Here is a 16,658-nt window from a genome sequence, read left to right as displayed (position 1 = left end):
CAATCATGATATGATGAAGGCACCTGATGCTTCCTGTCAGCGATAACGTACAAACATGGTGATGCGTAATGGAATGGGAACAAGCACTAACCCAAGGGAGCGTAGCTCCGCATAACCGCTGCAGCCTCATTTTCATCGGAGAGACGAAGGAGGGGCAGCCTTTTTGCTATGAGGACTCCTTCCGGATCGAGAAGGCTGATCTTCAGGAGCTCACGCTGTCGATGGAGTATCCTTCCATTCATCCGCTCGAGAAGCTGCATCACGTTCATTTTGTTGAATTTTCCTTCAAAGAGCAGGGTATGCTGTATTATGCTCTCATCGATTTGCTGCAGCTGGAAGCGAAACGGAATGTCTGCACCCTGAAGCTGACCGCTCCCAAGGCGCTCAGCATGAAGCAGCATCGGCGCTACAGCCGCGTCTGTCCGCCTACCCGCACGCCGGTCACCTGCCGGATTGTCGGGGTGAGGGGACCTACGACTCACCAGGGCATCGTGTTCTCGGGACAAATGCTGGATGTATCGGCCGGGGGCATCTCCTTTTTATCGTCCACACGCATTTTGTGTCCGCTGTTTCTGGAGATCTCCTTCGTGCTTCCCGGCGTGGAGCATAAAATCACGGTTTACGGCGAGGTCATCCGGGTCGAGCTCTTCGGCAGCGATGCGTACCGGGTCGCCGTACGATTTGATCATCCGCCGGAAAGCGTTGTGAAGGGAATTGACGAGTTTTGCCAAGCCTTTCATGAGAAGCAGGAGAAGCCATGAAAGCCATGAGCGCGTCTAAGACGAGGAGGACAACCGTTTGAAATACAATGTGGTGCACCGCGGCGATGAAATATCGATCGGATTAATGAATACGTTTCATACGCTCATACAAAAGCAAGGCTTGATGCTGGACGAGGATGCTCCGGACATCGTGCTGTCCATCGGCGGGGACGGGACGCTGCTGCATGCGTTTCACCGTTATAAGGACTTTCTGGAAACGACCGCTTTCGTCGGCATCCATACGGGCCGGCTCGGTTTCTTTGCCGATTGGAAGCCGGACGAAGTGGAGCTGCTGGCGCAGCTCATGGGCGAAAGCGCTCAGCAGAACGATCTCCGCGTGGTGAAATACCCGCTGGTAGAGATTCAGATTACGACCCCTCAAGGGATCGAAACGGAGCTTGCACTCAATGAATTCACGCTCAAGGGCGTGGATGCGACGCTGGTGGCGCAGCTGCATATCAACGACGAGCTGCTTGAGACGTTCCGGGGCGACGGCATCTGCATCTCGACGCCATCCGGCAGCACCGCCTACAACAAGAGCTTGGGCGGCGCCATCGTCCATCCATCGCTCGATGCCATTCAAATTGCGGAGATCGCATCGATCAACAACCGCGTCTTCCGGACGCTCGGCTCGCCGATCCTGCTGCCGAAGCATCACCATTGCGACATTTATCCGCGTGCGCAGCAGAACATCATGCTATCGCTCGATCATTTGTATATGCAGCGCAATGACATTATCTCAATCCGCAGCCTGGTCGCCGCCGGCAAAAAGGTGAAGTTCGCCCGCTTCCGTCCGTTCCCGTTCTGGAGCCGCGTCCGCGAGGCGTTCATCGGGTATGACATGGGCTGAGCCTTTGTAGTGAAGTCAGGTTCACCAACTTTTCCCAGCTGTTAGTGAACTTTAGTGTCATTCGAGCGAACCAAGATTCGCTAGTAGAGCAGCCAAGTTCACTACGGCTTGTTTTACAGCTTGCCTGGCTTCGTTAATGAACCTGGGTTCACTTGTTGTGAATCCGGGTTCACTAACGAAGCTGTTGCTCTCTTTTCCCAGCCGTTATTGAACGATAGCGTCATTCGAGCGAACCTAGATTCACTAGTAGAGTAACCAAGTCCACTACGGCTTGTTTTGCAGTGCACCATGTTTCGATAATGAACCTAGGCTCACTTTGTAATGAATCTAGGTTCACTAACGAAGCTGTTGGTCCCTTTTCCCAGCTGTTAGTGAACTTTAGTGTCATTCGAGCGAACCTAGATTCGCTAATAGAGCAGCCAAGTTCACTACGGCTTGTTTTACAGCTTGCCTGGCTTCGTTAATGAACCTGGGTTCACTTGTTGTGAATCCGGGTTCACTAAACGAAGCTGTTGGTCCCTTTTCCCAGCCGTTAGTGAACTATAGTGTCATTCGAGCGAACCTAGGTTCGCTAGTAGAGTAGCCAAGTTCACTACGGCTCGTTTTGCAGCGTGCTTGGCTTCGTTAATGAACCTGGGCTCACTTTGTAGTGAATCCAGGTTCACTAACGCCCGCCCGCCAGACTCGTTTGCGAAATAACGTACGCTGGCACAGCACCGAAAGCCAAGCTGCGCAAAAAGCACCCGCCAACCGGTATTTACATACGGTTGACGGATGCTTTTTTTCGTCGCTTATCGCGCATCCGAGTTGGAGGACGAGTGCTGCTTCTGCTTGGAGCCGTGGCTGCCATGCTGGCCCTTGGCGTGGTGCTGCCGGCCTTGTCCGCCGCGCTGGCCCGGATGGCTGCCGCCTCCGCCCTGCTCATGGCGCGGCCCGCGCTCCTGCCGCGGCTGCCCGTGCTCACCGCGCTGCTCGTTGCGCGGGCCCCCTTGCTCGCGGCGTCCGCCGCCCTGCCCGCCACGCTGGCCTTGACGCTGGCCCTGCTCATTCCGGGCCTGGTGCCCCTGCTCCCGGCGCTCGCCACGCTCCTGGCGTTCGCCGCGCTCCTGCCGCTCCTGGCGCAGATCCTGCGCCTCACGCTCCTGCTGCAGGCGCTCCAGCCGCTCCAGCCGGCGCTCGTTACGCGGCGCCTGCTCGTGCTGCCGCGAGGGCTCGTACCGGTTCTGCTGCTCATAGCGCTGCGCTGCCGGCTGATCTTGTCCCTGTGCAGCCTCTCCACCCGCCTGCCCGGCGGCTTCTCCCGCATCGAGCAGCTCGTCGCCCGGCTGCACAGGAAGCTTATTCGCCTGCTTCTCGATAACAAAATAAGCGCAGCCGAAATTGCAGTACTCGTTCAAGTAGTCCTGCACCGTCGCAATGGACGAATCCTTCGTCGCCTTCGGGTGCGATTCCTTGAAGAAGCCCCGAAGCCTAAGCTGGTTGTATCCCCAATCGCCCACGATATAATCGTAGCGCTCGAGCACCTCGCTGTAGCGGTCCCGGAAAGCCTCCGCCTTCCATCCGTTCTTATGATCAATAATGACTTCGTAGGTCCTGCCTGCAATATGAATCACGCCGGCCCGCCTCCTCTACTGTTACGACTGGTGTGCCGATTGTACCTGCTCATGGGCATGATACGAGCTGCGAACCAATGGCCCCGACTCGACATGGCGGAAGCCCCGCTTCATGCCTTCTTCCTTCAACGTCGCGAACTGCTCAGGGGTATAGTAAGCCTTGACCGGAAGATGCTGCAGACTCGGCTGCAGGTACTGACCGATCGTCATAATATCGCAATCCACCTCGCGCAAGTCGTCCATCGTCTGCAAAATGTCGCTCCAATCCTCGCCCACGCCGAGCATGATGCTCGATTTGGTCGGGATGCCGGGCGCCAGCCGCTTGGAACGCTGCAGCAGCTCGAGCGAACGGCGGTACTTCGCTTTGGACCGGACCCGGTCGGACAGCCGCTCAACCGTCTCGATATTGTGGTTCATGATATCCGGCTTTGCATCCAGCACGACCTGCAGAGAAGCCTGATCGCCTTGAAAATCGGGAATCAGCACTTCCACGCTCGCCATCGGCAGCCGTTTGCGGATCGCCCGGATCGTGGCGGCAAAAATCGCCGCGCCCCCATCCTGCAGATCGTCCCGTGCCACCGACGTGACGACCACGTGGCGCAGGTTCATTTGCTCCGCCGCTTCGGCCACCCGTTCCGGCTCCTGCCAATCGAGCTCCGTCGGAAGCCCCGTCTTCACCGCGCAAAAGCGGCACGCCCGGGTGCAAATATCCCCGAGAATCATGAACGTTGCGGTCCGATTGGCCCAGCATTCATGAATATTCGGGCATTTAGCCTCCTCGCATACGGTATGCAATGTCTTGGTCCGCATCATATTTTTAAGCTCTTTGTAATTTTCCCCTGTGGTCAATTTGATTTTGAGCCATTCCGGCTTGCGTTCTATAGGTTGGGTCGCCAAGATCGGCACCTCTTTCTCTGGAAGTTACACATGACAGTCTGTTAGAAGCTATTATATCATGATTACCGTAACAATCCACATTCGATTGAATTTGTGGTAAACTTAAATACGTGTGCAATGACTGAACAATCACGAATTTATGCCTGGCAACCGGAGGATCTATCGGCTAATGATCAACGTGGATAATATTTTAAAAAGGGTCCGAAGCGGAGAAATGGACATTTCGGAAGCGAAAAGGCTGCTGCTGGAGGTTCAGCAGCAGCAAGCGCCGTCTCAGGCTGCGGCTCAGGCAACCGTTCCGCAGCCGGTGCAGCGGATCGACGATACGCTGGGCTACGCGCAGCTCGATGTGGACCGCGCCGCGCGGACCGGCTTCCCCGAGGTCATCTTCGGAGAAGGCAAGACCGCTGAGCAAATCGCCGCCATCTTCCAACGGCTAATGAACCACACGGACCGCGTGCTCGCTACCCGTGTCAGCCCCGACAAGGCCGCTTACGTGCTGAAACAGGTGCCTGCGGCGGAATACCGCCCCGACGCGCGCGCGGTGCTCTGGCTGCGCCCCGGCCTCGCGGCTCCCGCAACGGATGACGGCTACATCGCCGTCGTCTGCGCCGGCACCTCGGACGTGCCTGTCGCTGAGGAAGCCGCCGTCACGGCCGAGAGTATGGGCTGCCGAGTGGAACGCGTCTTCGACGTCGGCGTCGCGGGCATTCACCGGCTGTTCCGCCGTCTGCCCGTCATCCGCGGCGCGAACGCCATCGTCGTCGCCGCCGGCATGGAAGGCGCGCTCGCGAGCGTCCTCGGCGGACTCGTCTCCGTGCCTGTCATCGCAGTGCCGACCAGCATCGGCTACGGCGCCAGCTTCCAGGGCATTGCGGCCCTCCTGTCCATGCTGAACGCCTGTGCTCCGGGTATCTCGGTCGTCAATATCGACAACGGCTTCGGCGCCGGCTATAATGCGGCGCTCATTCACAAAAACCGCCTAAAGAGGGATGAACAATGAAAATCTTATACCTGGATTGCTTCTCCGGCATCAGCGGAGATATGACACTCGGTGCTTTGGTAGACGCAGGCGCGGATCGCGATTATATCGAAGAGGAATTGGCCAAGCTCGGCATCGAGCCGTTCACGCTGGAGTGGAAGCAGGTGAACAAGCGGGGCATCTCTTCATTGAAGCTGGATGTGCTCACGGATCCCGACCACCCGCCTGTCCATCACCGTCATTATTCCGAAATCGTAGACCGTATATCAAAAGCAGGCTTCAACGAGCGCGTCGTGAAGCTCAGCTTGGCCATCTTCGACAAAATCGGCGCAGCTGAAGCAAAAATACATAACATACCGATAGAACAAGTGCACTTCCATGAAGTCGGCGCAATCGATTCGATCGCCGATGTAGTCGGCGTTGCGCTTGCCGTCGACTCGCTGCGCATCGAGAAAATCATCGCGTCCCCCGTGCCGCTCGGTTCCGGAACCGTTCATTGCGATCACGGAATTTATCCCGTACCCGCTCCCGCGACGCTGGAAATGATGAAGGGCCTGCCGATCGCGCCGACGCCGTACTCCATGGAGATGACGACGCCGACCGGCGCGGGCATTGTGTCCGGACTGGTCGACGAATTCGCCAAAGGCCTTCCGCCGATGATCGTCGAAGCAATCGGCTACGGCGCAGGTACCCGCGACCTGCCGAACCAGCCGAACGTGCTGCGCGCGGTCATCGGGCAGGCGGATCCTTTTATAAACAAATATCACGTTCATCATGAGACGGTTGCTCACGAGCACGGACACGCTCACCATCATCATCATGAGCACGAGGATCATCACCATCACCATGGTCACGCGCACGAGCATCCGCATGCCCATGGTGAGCACGTTCACAGCCATACGCACGGCGGTCATACGCATTCTCATTCGCACGAGCATCCTCACAAACACAATCACGACAATGATCACGACCATCATCACGACCATGACCATGATCACGACCATCATCATGATCATGACCATGCGCATCACGACCATCATCATGATCACGACCACGATCATGAACATGCGCATCATGACCGCGCCGAAACGCATATCCACGTGCATGATCATCAAGACGGCGCGCATCCAAAGTCCCACGGCTCGAACCATTCGCACTAGCCAATCAAGGCTCGAAACGACAAAGCCCGATCAGGCATTCGCTGCCTGTCCGGGCTTTGTCTTATTGTTCGCGCTTTCCGTTCCGGCTTTGCAGGAACCGGCTCCGCACATCGTCATACACCTGCTTGAGCGGTATGCCGTAGCTTTTGGCGGCCTGCTCGCATTCCTTGAACTCCGGCGCGAACTGCACCAGCTCTCCGCCATGAAACCCTGCCTTGACATGAATCGGCCCCCAGGGTGTATCTACGCTATAAAATTCGCGGCCCAGCCGGTGACAGGTTGCCCGGACATAGCGCAGGCCCAGCGTCGTCGTTTCCCTGAATATAATGCCTTCCATCCGCTCCGCCGCCGATTCCTCGATCAGGACGTTCAGCATGACGCCGGGACGGCCCTTTTTCATAATTATCGGAATCCAATACACATCGTTGGCTCCCTGCTCGAACAGCAGATCCGTAATATATGAAGTGTGCTCCGGATTCATATCGTCCAGATTCGCTTGAATGATCAGCATGCTCTCATCGACATGCTCCACGCGATGCTCAAAAGCCATAGCCTTCCCCCCTTTCCTTCGATGATATCAAAGATGAACCGGGATAAAAAGCCATTCCTCCGTGCAAGCTATACTCAATCCGTAAATGTACCAGAATAACGTTAGGATACCCGATGCCAAGGAGGTAGCAAACGTATGGCCGCTTTCCCGTCACGGACGTTAGCCGCCGCGCTGTGCGGCAGCCTGCTCATGAGCAGCATCGCCGTACGGCCTTCCCCCAGCTTCGCTTCAGCAGCAGCACCCGTCTCCACTCCGGCACCCTCCGGCCAGAGCAGTGCCGGCGGCATGAAAGCCGTCTTCGCGGAGCGCAAGGACCTGTTCGACAAAGTGAGCGCCTTGACCGGCATCCCTTGGTATGAGCTGGCGGCGATCGACCAATATGAGCGCACCCTTCAGCTGGCCAAGAAACGGCCGGTTGAGGTCGGGCGCATCGCGATTCAATATACCGACCTCCAATGGGGAGGCATGCTGAACCCCGACCATGAGGATACCAATATCCAGAGCATCCGGGTGTTCGGAGGCTTCGGGCAAGACGGCGACGGCGACGGACTGGCCGACCGGCGCAACGACATCGACCGCTTGTACTCCATGGCCGCTTATTTGCAGCACAAGGGAAGCTCGGCGGAGGATATGCGGATCGGACTGTGGGACTATTACCAAAATACGCGCAGCGTTCAGCGGATCGAGCAATTTGCCAAAATTTACGCCAAATTCGATACGCTGGATTTGCACGAGCACAGTTTTGTCATGCCGCTGGGCTCCGACTATACGTACAGGGACACATGGGGCGCAAGCCGGGGCTGGGGCGGCCATCGGATCCATGAAGGAACCGATCTGTTCGCAAGCTACGGCGTGCCCGTTCGCAGCGCCGCTTACGGGATCATCGAGATTATGGGGTGGAATCCCTACGGAGGCTGGCGGATCGGCATCCGCGATTTAAACAACGTGTACCACTATTACGCCCATTTATCGGGCTTCAATAAGAAGGAAGTGAAGCAAGGGGACATTGTGAAGCCCGGACAAGTCATCGGCTGGGTCGGAAGCTCCGGCTATGGCAAGCCGGGAACGTCCGGGAAGTTCCCGCCTCACCTTCATTACGGTTTGTACCGGGATAACGGATTGACCGATTGGTCGTTCGACCCGTATCCTTACCTGCGCAAGTGGGAGCGTGAAGAAAGGCTTCGCCGCAAAAAATAATGCTGTCCAGGATAAACGGCTGCGCCCTCCTTGTTTTACAAGGACCAGCGCGTTTACCAAGGTTGATGCGAAGCTGTAGTTTACAAAAACAAGCCCAAAGGCGCTTCCGCCTTGGGCTTGTTCCCGCTTCCGGATTTCCGCTATCCGCTTCACTTCGACGCCGCCTGCGGCTTCTGCAGCGCGCCGGGCAGGGCTACACCGGGCGGCGGGCCGTTCTGCCCGACCGGATTGCCTTTGCCGTCGAAATAATACGTCGGCACATCCCCCACCACAAGCGCGTAGGACACGGGCAGCTCCGTCTCTACGACCTCCGGCTCGGAGTCGAACGGAATGATGACCGAGACCTCGATCGTGATCCGGATGTACACTTCAACCAAGATCATATTAATTCCGGCATTCTGATACCGCGTGCCCAGATCGACCTTGGCCGCTCCCGCGGGAACGAGCTTGATCGGGATGTCGGGACCGAACGAAGCGAGAATCGGGCTGTTCATCGCTTGGCCGAGCGGAATATGCTCCGGAATCGATTGAAGCTGCTTCATCTGGCGTTCCACGGTTCCGATCGTATCGGACGTGATCCGCATTTGCTCCGTCGGATTGAGCACGAAGCCGGCCGTCTTTCCATTTTTATCCATGCGCCAATCAATCATTTTATCCAGATTCGTATTTCGCGCGACTTGCTCCGACACGGCCGTATTAATGGTTTGGGTGGCGATTTGCTTCAAACGGATTTTGGCAAGGCTCACCAAGGGCTGCTTCAAATTTTTCTCCATGTACAAGTACGTTTGCAGCACGAACAGAAAGCCGATCAGCAGTCCGATCAGCACATATCTCTTCAGCTTCGTCTTGCCCGCGGGGCTGCTTCTCCATCTGCGCTTCAGCAACCGTTTCCCTCCTCCAGGCTTGATCTGGGATCAACTCTCCGCTCCAAGAAATTCCATTTCTACGGATTAAGACAGCCTGTTCGTTAGAGCATATGCGGCATTGTCCGGAAAAAGAAGACAGCCTCGGAAGAAGCCGGATTCGGCTGGATAGAAAGAGCAAAGCTGAGGCCGTAATAATTAAGCCTGGTAAGACACATCCTACAGAGGTCCGAATTCCAATCAAACCTCTTTCCGAATTCCAATCAAACCTCTTATAGAAGGGATTGTTCTTATGGCTGATTTGTTGTACATTACGGCGCATCCGCATGATCACACAACCTCCTTCAGCATGGCCGTCGGCAAAGCTTTTATTGATGCTTACCGCGAAGCCCATCCGAACGATGAAGTCATTCCGCTCGATTTGTACAAAACGAACATTCCGCATATCGACGCCGACATCTTCAGCGGATGGGGCAAGCTGCGGAGCGGTCAGGACTTCTCGGCGCTATCGCAGGATGAGCAAGCGAAGGTCAGCCGCCTCAGCGAGCTGACGGATCAATTCGTAGCTGCGAACAAGTATGTGTTCGTCACGCCGATGTGGAACTTTTCCTTCCCTCCGCTCATGAAGGCTTATATCGACTCGATTTGTACGGCAGGCAAAACGTTCCGTTACACCGAGAACGGCCCGGTCGGTCTGTTAACGGACAAAAAGGCGCTGCACATCCAAGCCCGCGGCGGCATTTACTCTCACGGCCCCGCAGCGGACATGGAGATGGGGCACCGGTATTTGAGCGCCATCATGAGCTTCTTCGGCGTTCCGTCCTTCCAAGGGCTGTTCGTAGAAGGCCATAACCAATTCCCGGACAAGGCCCAAAGCATCAAAGAAGATGCGATCGCCAAAGCGCGGGAGCTCGCCAAATCCTTTTAAAAATGCAGAAAAGCGGCCCATGAATCGGGCCGCTTTCCTATTTTTCCTGCCGGGATACCGGCTTGCGCATGTGATCGTACCGATGGCCGGCCACGTCTAGCTCGCCGTCCTTCTCGTAGCCCAAAGAAACATAGAACCGCCTTGCCTTGTCATTGCTCTGCTCCACGATCAACGCCGCCCAATTATGGCCGCGGGCTGCCGCCTCGCCCTCGAAGGCCCGCAGCAACCTGCCGCCTACTCCTTGGCCGCGGCATGCCTCGCTCACAGCGAGCGAATCCAGGTAAAACTCATCGTCGCGCGCTTCCTTCGGGAAACGGTCCACCGCGTTCGGGTCGGCGGCGCAGGAACGCAATCGCCCCAGCAACGGCTCATCCAGCGCCCCCATACGGCTTCCGTCATAGAACAAGGCAAAGCCGACCGGCATTCCTTCCGTCTCTTCAACTATCGCGTTCTCATAGCTGATCCTGTTACCCGGCAGATGATAGAAGGAGGTCAGCACCTCCATCGTGCGTTCGAAGTCCTCCGTGCCGCTGAGCAGATGGGCGATGTCCCCGATCGCTTCGTACAGCAAGGGAATCACTTGTTCCGCGTCCCCGGGGGCTGCGGGTCTAATCATGTCACGATGCCTCCAAGTTGAATACTAGCCGCCTGTTCCCGGGCGTATGCTAGCGTTGAACAACAATCTCCGCGCTGAAAATCCGGGTCGCTTCATCCCAGGAAAGGTTGATCAGCAGCCGGTCGGAATCGTATGAATAGTAAGAGGACATATACAGGGCCACGGCATCAATCAGCTCCTGCTGATTCATATAATATTCCTGGTAATTGAATCTGCCTCTGGCCGAGAACCCTTTATGCTCGTCAAAATAAAGCTTCAGGTCATGAACGTGATGGGGCTCGCTTCCCTCAACCCTTCCCCGGTTCACGCGCGACGCAATGCCGACGCATACGGAATCGAACAAATCCTGCTCGTCAAATAAAATTCTCATGCTCTTCTTCCTCTCAAGGATCTAAACACTACGACGATAAGCCAAATGACAAAGGCCGCTAATGCTAAATCAAACAGAAGCGACAGGAAAGAGAAAGACTGGTGAACGTAGCCTCCGCCGGCCGCCGGATAATAACCGCCCATCGGATGCAGCATGGAGCCCAGGAACGTTCCTGCGGCAAAGGCGCCGACGGCAGGCCAGAAGCTGCTGCGCGGCTTTACATTGGGCGGTACTTGATTGTAGTACGTGCTGCCCCCGTAATAGCTTCTTCCCGTACTCGGATTCACTTTGCTGCCGTCGGGTACGCTGGACCTCTGGAACCCGGTGCTGTAGGTCGTCCCGTCCTTGCTTACCGAGCTCGAGCCGTTCGTGTTCCCGGACGTGCCGGGTACGGTGGTTTTATTGGACGCTCCGCCGCTGAAGCCGGAAGAGCTGCTGCTCGCCGGACCGGATGAAGCGCCGCTTGGCGCCGTCTTGCCGCTGGCCCCGCCGCTGAACCCCGAAGACGGCGTCGCGGAGGAATCGGGTGAAGTCGTGCTGTTCGTTGCCGGACTGGAAGGCTTCGAAGCGTTCGGGTTCGTCGAGAACGATCCCGAACGGGAGGACGTCGAAGGCGCCGACGTGGATGATGACGGCGTCGAGCTGCTTCGGCTTACCGAGCTGGACGAACCGGACGTACTGCTCTTGCCTGAGCTGGTTGCCGCATAAGCCGACAAGGGACTAACGGATAACATAAGAGCAACCGAAATTACTATCAGTTTCCTGTTCATCATCTCAAATCCTTCGTTATAAAATGACTATACGTCCCCTATTATACTATATTTCGACATCCTTTCTCCAATCCTGCTAGTTTACGATTTTATAGCCGCGCCCCCGTACCGCTTGGATGCTGACCTCGGATAGCGTCTCGAATTTCTTGCGGATGCTGCTCATATAGACATCCACCTTCCGGCAGTTCTTCGGGTTCGTCGTATCCCAGAATTCCGTAGCGAGCTCATTGCGGGAAACGACCGCCCCCTTCCGTTCGGCCAGATAGAGGAGCAGCTCGAATTCCTTGGCCGACAGCTGGAGGCTCCGGCCGTCGCAGGTCGCTTCATATTTGTCCGGGAACAGGGTCAAGCTGCCCAAGTTGATCGGGCTGACCTCCTGCTCCGGAACCGGCAGATGCTGCATGTCCTTGAACCGGCGAAGCACCGCGTAAATCCGGGCCAGAAAGAGCTCTACGCCAAACGGCTTGATAATGCAGTCCTCCGCCCCTATCCGCAAACAGCCGGAAATAAATTCTTCGCTGGCGTTCGCGGAAAGAAGCACCACCGGGGCCTGAATGTGATGCTGCCTAAGTTTTTGATAAAATTCCATCCCCTCGGTTTCAGGGTTTTCCAGGTCATAAACGATCAAATCATATATTTTGCGCTTAGCCTCTATTAAACCGGATTGCTTCTGTTCGGAGCAGTGAATTTCGTAGCCCTCCCGCTGCAGCGGATAGGACAGGAGAGAAGCGATACAAGGATCCTTCTCAATTAACAGTATATGGGGTTTCATCGCCCTTGCACCTTCCTTTCTGCTAAAATACAGAGAGATACAAATGAGTATAAGCAAAGTCAAGGCGGGTTTCATGAGAGTTTTGTAAATTTACCCGAGGAGCGTATACCTGAATGAAAGAAATCTTATTAGTCGAAGATGAAAAACCGTTCGCCCGTTTCATGGAGCTGGAGCTGAAACACGAAGGCTTTGCCGTATCCTGTGCATATGACGGGGAATCGGGACTGAAGCTGGCCATGGAACGCGAGTGGGACTTGATCCTGCTGGATGTCATGCTGCCTGGCATCGACGGAACCGATGTGTGCAGAAGGATCCGGACGGGCCAAGACCTGACGCCGATCATCATGATTACGGCCCGGGACGCGGTGACGGACCGCATACTAGGCCTTGAATGCGGTGCGGACGATTATTTGCCTAAGCCTTTTGCCATCGGAGAATTGCTGGCCCGGATGCGGGCGATGCTCCGCAGAAGCGGACAGGCCGCTCCCGCCGAAGCGCCGCTCGTCTACCGGGACATCCGGATGGACGTCGAATCGATGACGGTGCATCAGGGAGAACGGCTCGTCGATTTAACGAAGCGCGAATTCGATATCCTCCGTCTGTTCCTTCAGCATGCCGGAGAAGTCGTTGCAAGGGACGTGCTGTTGGACGAAATCTGGGGGACCGAGACTCAGGTGGAGACGAATGTCGTGGATGTCTATATCAGTTACCTCCGAAGCAAGCTGCATCCCAAAGGAGAGAACAGCTACATCGTCACGGTACGCGGCACAGGGTATAAGCTGCAATGAGGACGGCTATCCGGCTTGCTGTCCCCCGACCCGCGCTGAAGATGAAGCTGCTGCTTGCCGCGGCGCTGTTGATTCTCGGGCTCTTCATCGTCTACAGCCTCGTCCAGTACTTCGTACTGCAGAGCTGGATGCTGAAGGTGGAGGAAACGTCGGTCCGTAAGGAGATGCTGCAGCTCCAGGACCATTTTACCGGGCGCCTCTTAACCGACGACCCCGTCCTGTTGGACGGACAACAGCGGTTTATCGAGACCGTAAATCAGAACGGTCAGCGGATCCGGCTGCTTCGTCCGGACGGCAGTATCCTGCTCTCCGTCAGCGACGGCATTCCCGAGGACTGGGTACCTCAGGAAATGGCCGCCGCTACACGACTGATGCATACGTCGCATGAAGACAACCTGCTCATCGTCATGCGCAGTCCGGTCCGAACCGGACAGTTTACCGGCACGATCGAGATTGTGAGCAACCTCAGCATGTTCGGACGCTTAAACCGGCTCATGCTCGTCGTTATGCTTGCAGGCGGAGCGATCGCCGTCGTCGTCAGCGGGCTCGGCGGCTGGCTGCTGGCCGGTCAGCTGCTGCGCCCAGTTCAAAGGCTGGCGGAGGCGATGCGCAGGGCCGAAGCGAACGGTTTGCAGGAACGCGTGGCGTTGACGGATAGCGGGGACGAGCTGTCCTGGCTGGCGAAACTGTTCAACGGTCTGATGGACCGGGTGGAAGCCTCGTTCCGCCAGCAGAAGCAATTCGTCGAGGATGCGTCCCACGAATTAAAGACGCCCATTTCGATCATCGAAGGGCATCTGTCGCTTCTGGACCGGTGGGGCAAGCGGGACCCGGCCGTTCTGGACGAATCGCTGTATACCTCCCTCCAGCAGGTCAGCCGGTTGAAGGGGATCATGAGGGAGCTGCTTGACTTGTCCCGGGCGGAGGCGGGGCCTCCGGAGCATGTAGAAAGAATCGAGCTCGCGGAGGCGCTGACGCCGGCGGTCGCCGGCTTCGCAGCCGTGCATCCCGACTTCCGGTTCGAGACGGAGCTGACCGGATTGTCGGGCGTAACGGCCGTCATATTGCAGCAGCATTTGGAGCAGATCGTGCTCATCCTTCTGGACAACGCAGTCAAGTACTCGGCCCACCGCAAGGAGATCCGGCTCACGGGAGCTTATGAAGAAGGACGCGCCATCGTGCGGATTGAAGACCGGGGGATAGGCATCGCGGAGAAGGATTTGCCTTATTTGTTTGATCGCTTCTACCGGGCCGATAAAGCCCGAAGCCGGGAGAGCGGAGGCACGGGCCTCGGCCTTTCCATCGCCAAGCGGCTTGCGGAGAACTACGGCGGCACCGTGACGATTGCCAGCCGGGTGGGCGAAGGCACGGCCGCTACCGTTACTCTTCCAGCCCATCTTGTTTCTTGAACATGGTGGCCTTTAACGAGAAAACCCGATAAGTTGAAAAATGCAAAGGTGGTAGGTGGGGTATCCCCTGTAGGAGCGATAGCGTCCGCCTTTGTTATCGGAAAATGACCGCTGCACAAGCGAACTAATTGAAAATTTTCCGATAACAACAGCGGCCGGAAGGGGATACCCCACCGGATTACCAAGGCAGATTTCTCTATTTCATGGGTTTCTGGGCAAGCTCCAGCCCATCCTTGTTTCTTGAACAAGATGGGCGTTTTTCCCTTTACATTTTCTTTAAAATTCCTTTAAGTTTCTCTAATGAAACGCGTATCGAACCGATCTATGATGGGATCAAATCTATAATAGATCCAGGAGGTACGCATGAAAAAGACGGTTCATTATTCGCTTCTTGCTTCATTGACCCTGGGATTGCTCTTCCCGTATGCCAGCGCGCGCGCGGCGGACAGCCCTTCGCCGGCAACTGCATCCCCGGTCAAGCACCTGGTCGTGATTTTTCAGGAAAACCGCTCATTCGATAACTACTTCGGCACGTATCCGAACGCTCCGGGCTTCCGTCCGCTGCCGGGCACGCCGGCTGCCGAAGGCATTCCTCAAGGCTCCTACAACCTGGACGAGAACGGCAAGCAGGTCGCTCCATTCCTCTTCTCGAACGAAGAGCTGCAGACGGCCGACGTCAACCATAACTTCGACGATATGGCCAAAGCCGTGAACGGCGGTAAGATGGACGGCTTCTACATGGCTTCCGAGAACCATGCCAAGGGCACGGGGCGCATCGCCATGGGCTATTACGATTACAACGCGCTGCCGGCTTACTGGCAGTATGCGCAGCATTTCAGCATGGCCGATCATTTCTTCCAGCCCATCTTCGGCCCTTCCACTCCCGGCGCCCTGTATTTGGTTGCGGCGCAATCCGGCAACGCGGGGAACGCCATCAAGGGCGACCCGGTTCCGGCATTCGGCCCGCTGGGCGGAGACGGAGGCAAACGCTGGGAGCCGCTGACTTACGCCAACATCGGGGACAAGCTCAGCGCCAAAGGCATCAGCTGGTCTTGGTATCAAGGAGGCTACGCGGCCGCCGACCAAACGTATTCGTCGCACCATAATCCGTTCCAATACTTCAAAAATTACGATACCGGCGCTTATGCATCCAATTTGAAGGATTATAACGACTTCAAGAAGGATCTGGACAACCGTTCGCTTCCGGCCGTTTCTTACGTAAAAGGGGCGTACGGCGACGACGAGCATCCCGGCCTCGGCAACCAAAGCACGCCGACGGCGGAGGACTTCTCCGTTCAAACCATCAATGACCTGATGCGGACGGATTACTGGAAGGACACCGCGGTTATCATCACCTATGACGAGTCAGGGGGCTACTGGGATCACATGGCGCCGCCTCAGCTTCAGCCGAGCCCGGACGGGCTGGCGGGCGCAGGCCCGCGGATTCCGATGATCCTCGTCTCTCCTTACTCCAAGATGAACTTTGTCAGCCATACGACCTATGACCACACTTCCATTCTCAAATTTATCGAATGGAACTGGGGCGTGGACGCTTTGAACAGCCGGGACGCTTCTGTGAGCAATATCACGGACATGTTCGATTTCGATCATCCGAACTTTGCGCCTTATGTGTACCCGCTGCAGCAAATACACACGAACCCTTATGGAACCGCGGCCGCCGTTCAGTTCAACAATGCGCCGCTGGCCCAAACCATCATCGGCGAATACGCCTTCTACGACAAAGACAAGCAGCTGATGATTCCGGTAACGGATCTGGCGCGCAGCCTGAATGCGGTCGTCTCCTACAACCCGGATACGAAGACGGTCACGCTGGCTTACAATAACCATAGCGTTGATCTGAAGCTGAACTCCGATCAGGCGTCGGCGGATGGAGCGGGCGTAACCTTGGAGAAGGCCGTATGGGTCAGCTCCAGCAGCCACGCTTATCTCTCGCAGGCGGCGGTTCACAACCTGCCTGGGGTCAGCTTGACCAAGAATGCGCAAGGCGTTGTCGTTATTGAAACGAAATAATTAGCAGGCCAGGATAAACGGCTAGGCCGTCCTTGTCTTACAAGGACCAACGCGTTTACCAAGGTTGATGCGAAGCTATAAGCTACGAAAACTTATAAATT

General features: G+C 56.4%; 18 protein-coding genes. 10 read left to right on the top strand and 8 right to left on the bottom strand.

What is annotated here, in order from left to right:
- Nucleotides 1-68 precede the first annotated feature (68 nt).
- Together O9H85_RS15350 and O9H85_RS15345 are read left to right on the top strand one after the other, a co-directional pair.
- A complete protein-coding gene (locus O9H85_RS15350) occupies nt 69-761 on the top strand; it encodes a PilZ domain-containing protein (protein WP_269882307.1) in 693 nt (230 codons plus the stop codon).
- A gap of 37 nt (nt 762-798) precedes the next feature.
- Nucleotides 799-1,611, top strand: coding sequence for an NAD kinase (locus O9H85_RS15345; RefSeq protein ID WP_269882306.1), 813 nt, complete (start codon nt 799-801; stop codon nt 1,609-1,611).
- 791 nt (nt 1,612-2,402) lie between these two features.
- Here O9H85_RS15345 and O9H85_RS15340 read toward each other — a convergent pair.
- Nucleotides 2,403-3,224 carry a YutD family protein gene (locus O9H85_RS15340; RefSeq protein ID WP_269882305.1) on the bottom strand — a complete coding sequence of 274 codons (822 nt, stop codon included), beginning with the start codon at nt 3,222-3,224 and terminating at the stop codon, nt 2,403-2,405.
- 21 nt (nt 3,225-3,245) lie between these two features.
- On the bottom strand, nt 3,246-4,121 hold the full coding sequence (gene lipA / locus O9H85_RS15335) for a lipoyl synthase (RefSeq protein ID WP_269882304.1): 876 nt from the start codon (nt 4,119-4,121) through the stop codon (nt 3,246-3,248).
- Between the two features lie 169 nt (nt 4,122-4,290).
- On the opposite strand from lipA, the gene larB reads away from it, so the two are divergent.
- Both larB and larC read left to right on the top strand, forming a co-directional pair.
- Nucleotides 4,291-5,124, top strand: a complete 834-nt coding sequence (gene larB / locus O9H85_RS15330; RefSeq protein ID WP_269882303.1) for a nickel pincer cofactor biosynthesis protein LarB — start codon at nt 4,291-4,293, stop codon at nt 5,122-5,124.
- A complete protein-coding gene (gene larC / locus O9H85_RS15325; protein WP_269882302.1) occupies nt 5,121-6,263 on the top strand; it encodes a nickel pincer cofactor biosynthesis protein LarC in 1,143 nt (380 codons plus the stop codon). Before larB ends, larC begins: the two co-directional genes overlap by 4 nt.
- A gap of 61 nt (nt 6,264-6,324) precedes the next feature.
- On the opposite strand, the gene larC2 is transcribed toward larC, so the two are convergent.
- Nucleotides 6,325-6,813 (bottom strand): nickel pincer cofactor biosynthesis protein LarC2, encoded by a 489-nt coding sequence (gene larC2, locus O9H85_RS15320; RefSeq protein WP_269882301.1) that lies wholly within the window; start codon nt 6,811-6,813, stop codon nt 6,325-6,327.
- A gap of 135 nt (nt 6,814-6,948) precedes the next feature.
- Between larC2 and O9H85_RS15315 the strand changes: the two genes are divergently transcribed.
- On the top strand, nt 6,949-8,010 hold the full coding sequence (locus tag O9H85_RS15315) for a M23 family metallopeptidase (protein WP_269882300.1): 1,062 nt from the start codon (nt 6,949-6,951) through the stop codon (nt 8,008-8,010).
- Between the two features lie 149 nt (nt 8,011-8,159).
- Here the strand turns inward: O9H85_RS15315 and yunB are convergent, their stop codons facing one another.
- Entirely contained in the window at nt 8,160-8,894 is a 735-nt protein-coding gene (gene yunB / locus O9H85_RS15310) for a sporulation protein YunB (protein WP_269882299.1), read from the bottom strand.
- Between the two features lie 271 nt (nt 8,895-9,165).
- Here yunB and O9H85_RS15305 point away from each other — a divergent pair, with 271 nt between their 5' ends.
- On the top strand, nt 9,166-9,801 hold the full coding sequence (locus tag O9H85_RS15305) for an FMN-dependent NADH-azoreductase (RefSeq protein ID WP_269882298.1): 636 nt from the start codon (nt 9,166-9,168) through the stop codon (nt 9,799-9,801).
- Between the two features lie 37 nt (nt 9,802-9,838).
- Here the strand turns inward: O9H85_RS15305 and O9H85_RS15300 are convergent, their stop codons facing one another.
- The 3 genes from O9H85_RS15300 to O9H85_RS15290 are packed head-to-tail and all read right to left on the bottom strand — an operon-like array spanning nt 9,839 to nt 11,074.
- Nucleotides 9,839-10,417: a GNAT family N-acetyltransferase gene (locus O9H85_RS15300; protein ID WP_269882297.1), complete on the bottom strand. Its 579-nt coding sequence runs from the start codon at nt 10,415-10,417 to the stop codon at nt 9,839-9,841.
- A gap of 49 nt (nt 10,418-10,466) precedes the next feature.
- A complete protein-coding gene (locus O9H85_RS15295) occupies nt 10,467-10,787 on the bottom strand; it encodes a DUF2653 family protein (protein WP_269882296.1) in 321 nt (106 codons plus the stop codon).
- Nucleotides 10,784-11,074: a hypothetical protein gene (locus tag O9H85_RS15290; RefSeq protein ID WP_269882295.1), complete on the bottom strand. Its 291-nt coding sequence runs from the start codon at nt 11,072-11,074 to the stop codon at nt 10,784-10,786. The genes O9H85_RS15295 and O9H85_RS15290 overlap by 4 nt, the downstream gene beginning before the upstream one ends.
- A 58-nt stretch (nt 11,075-11,132) precedes the next feature.
- Between O9H85_RS15290 and O9H85_RS15285 the strand changes: the two genes are divergently transcribed.
- Entirely contained in the window at nt 11,133-11,495 is a 363-nt protein-coding gene (locus O9H85_RS15285; RefSeq protein ID WP_269882294.1) for a hypothetical protein, read from the top strand.
- Nucleotides 11,496-11,633: 138 nt separating this feature from the next.
- Here O9H85_RS15285 and O9H85_RS15280 read toward each other — a convergent pair whose 3' ends face one another.
- A complete protein-coding gene (locus tag O9H85_RS15280; protein ID WP_269882293.1) occupies nt 11,634-12,329 on the bottom strand; it encodes a response regulator transcription factor in 696 nt (231 codons plus the stop codon).
- A 113-nt stretch (nt 12,330-12,442) separates the two neighbouring features.
- On the opposite strand from O9H85_RS15280, the gene O9H85_RS15275 reads away from it, so the two are divergent.
- The 3 genes from O9H85_RS15275 to O9H85_RS15265 all read left to right on the top strand — a co-directional run bounded on the left by O9H85_RS15275 (nt 12,443) and on the right by O9H85_RS15265 (nt 16,557).
- Entirely contained in the window at nt 12,443-13,117 is a 675-nt protein-coding gene (locus O9H85_RS15275; protein WP_269882292.1) for a response regulator transcription factor, read from the top strand.
- Nucleotides 13,114-14,526, top strand: a complete 1,413-nt coding sequence (locus O9H85_RS15270; protein ID WP_269882291.1) for a sensor histidine kinase — start codon at nt 13,114-13,116, stop codon at nt 14,524-14,526. The genes O9H85_RS15275 and O9H85_RS15270 overlap by 4 nt, the downstream gene beginning before the upstream one ends.
- 363 nt (nt 14,527-14,889) lie before the next feature.
- The gene (locus O9H85_RS15265; protein WP_269882290.1) at nt 14,890-16,557 is read left to right on the top strand and encodes an alkaline phosphatase family protein; all 1,668 of its coding nucleotides are present in this window, start codon (nt 14,890-14,892) and stop codon (nt 16,555-16,557) included.
- The last annotated feature ends 101 nt before the right edge of the window (nt 16,558-16,658 follow it).

Origin of the sequence: Paenibacillus gyeongsangnamensis (assembly GCF_027533625.1) — a bacterium.
Taxonomy (GTDB): Bacteria; Bacillota; Bacilli; order Paenibacillales; family NBRC-103111; genus Paenibacillus_G; species Paenibacillus_G gyeongsangnamensis.
The sequence above is the reverse complement of the archived record's forward strand: the minus strand, read 5'-3'. Positions and strand labels throughout refer to the sequence as shown.

Coding starts and splice junctions, on each gene's coding strand:
- O9H85_RS15350 (WP_269882307.1), top strand. CDS start 69: ATGGAATGGGAACAAGCACTAACCCAAGGGAGCGTAGCTCCGCATAAC.
- larB (WP_269882303.1), top strand. CDS start 4,291: ATGATCAACGTGGATAATATTTTAAAAAGGGTCCGAAGCGGAGAAATG.
- larC (WP_269882302.1), top strand. CDS start 5,121: ATGAAAATCTTATACCTGGATTGCTTCTCCGGCATCAGCGGAGATATG.
- larC2 (WP_269882301.1), bottom strand. CDS start 6,813: ATGGCTTTTGAGCATCGCGTGGAGCATGTCGATGAGAGCATGCTGATC.
- O9H85_RS15315 (WP_269882300.1), top strand. CDS start 6,949: ATGGCCGCTTTCCCGTCACGGACGTTAGCCGCCGCGCTGTGCGGCAGC.
- O9H85_RS15305 (WP_269882298.1), top strand. CDS start 9,166: ATGGCTGATTTGTTGTACATTACGGCGCATCCGCATGATCACACAACC.
- O9H85_RS15300 (WP_269882297.1), bottom strand. CDS start 10,417: ATGATTAGACCCGCAGCCCCCGGGGACGCGGAACAAGTGATTCCCTTG.
- O9H85_RS15295 (WP_269882296.1), bottom strand. CDS start 10,787: ATGAGAATTTTATTTGACGAGCAGGATTTGTTCGATTCCGTATGCGTC.
- O9H85_RS15280 (WP_269882293.1), bottom strand. CDS start 12,329: ATGAAACCCCATATACTGTTAATTGAGAAGGATCCTTGTATCGCTTCT.
- O9H85_RS15275 (WP_269882292.1), top strand. CDS start 12,443: ATGAAAGAAATCTTATTAGTCGAAGATGAAAAACCGTTCGCCCGTTTC.
- O9H85_RS15270 (WP_269882291.1), top strand. CDS start 13,114: ATGAGGACGGCTATCCGGCTTGCTGTCCCCCGACCCGCGCTGAAGATG.
- O9H85_RS15265 (WP_269882290.1), top strand. CDS start 14,890: ATGAAAAAGACGGTTCATTATTCGCTTCTTGCTTCATTGACCCTGGGA.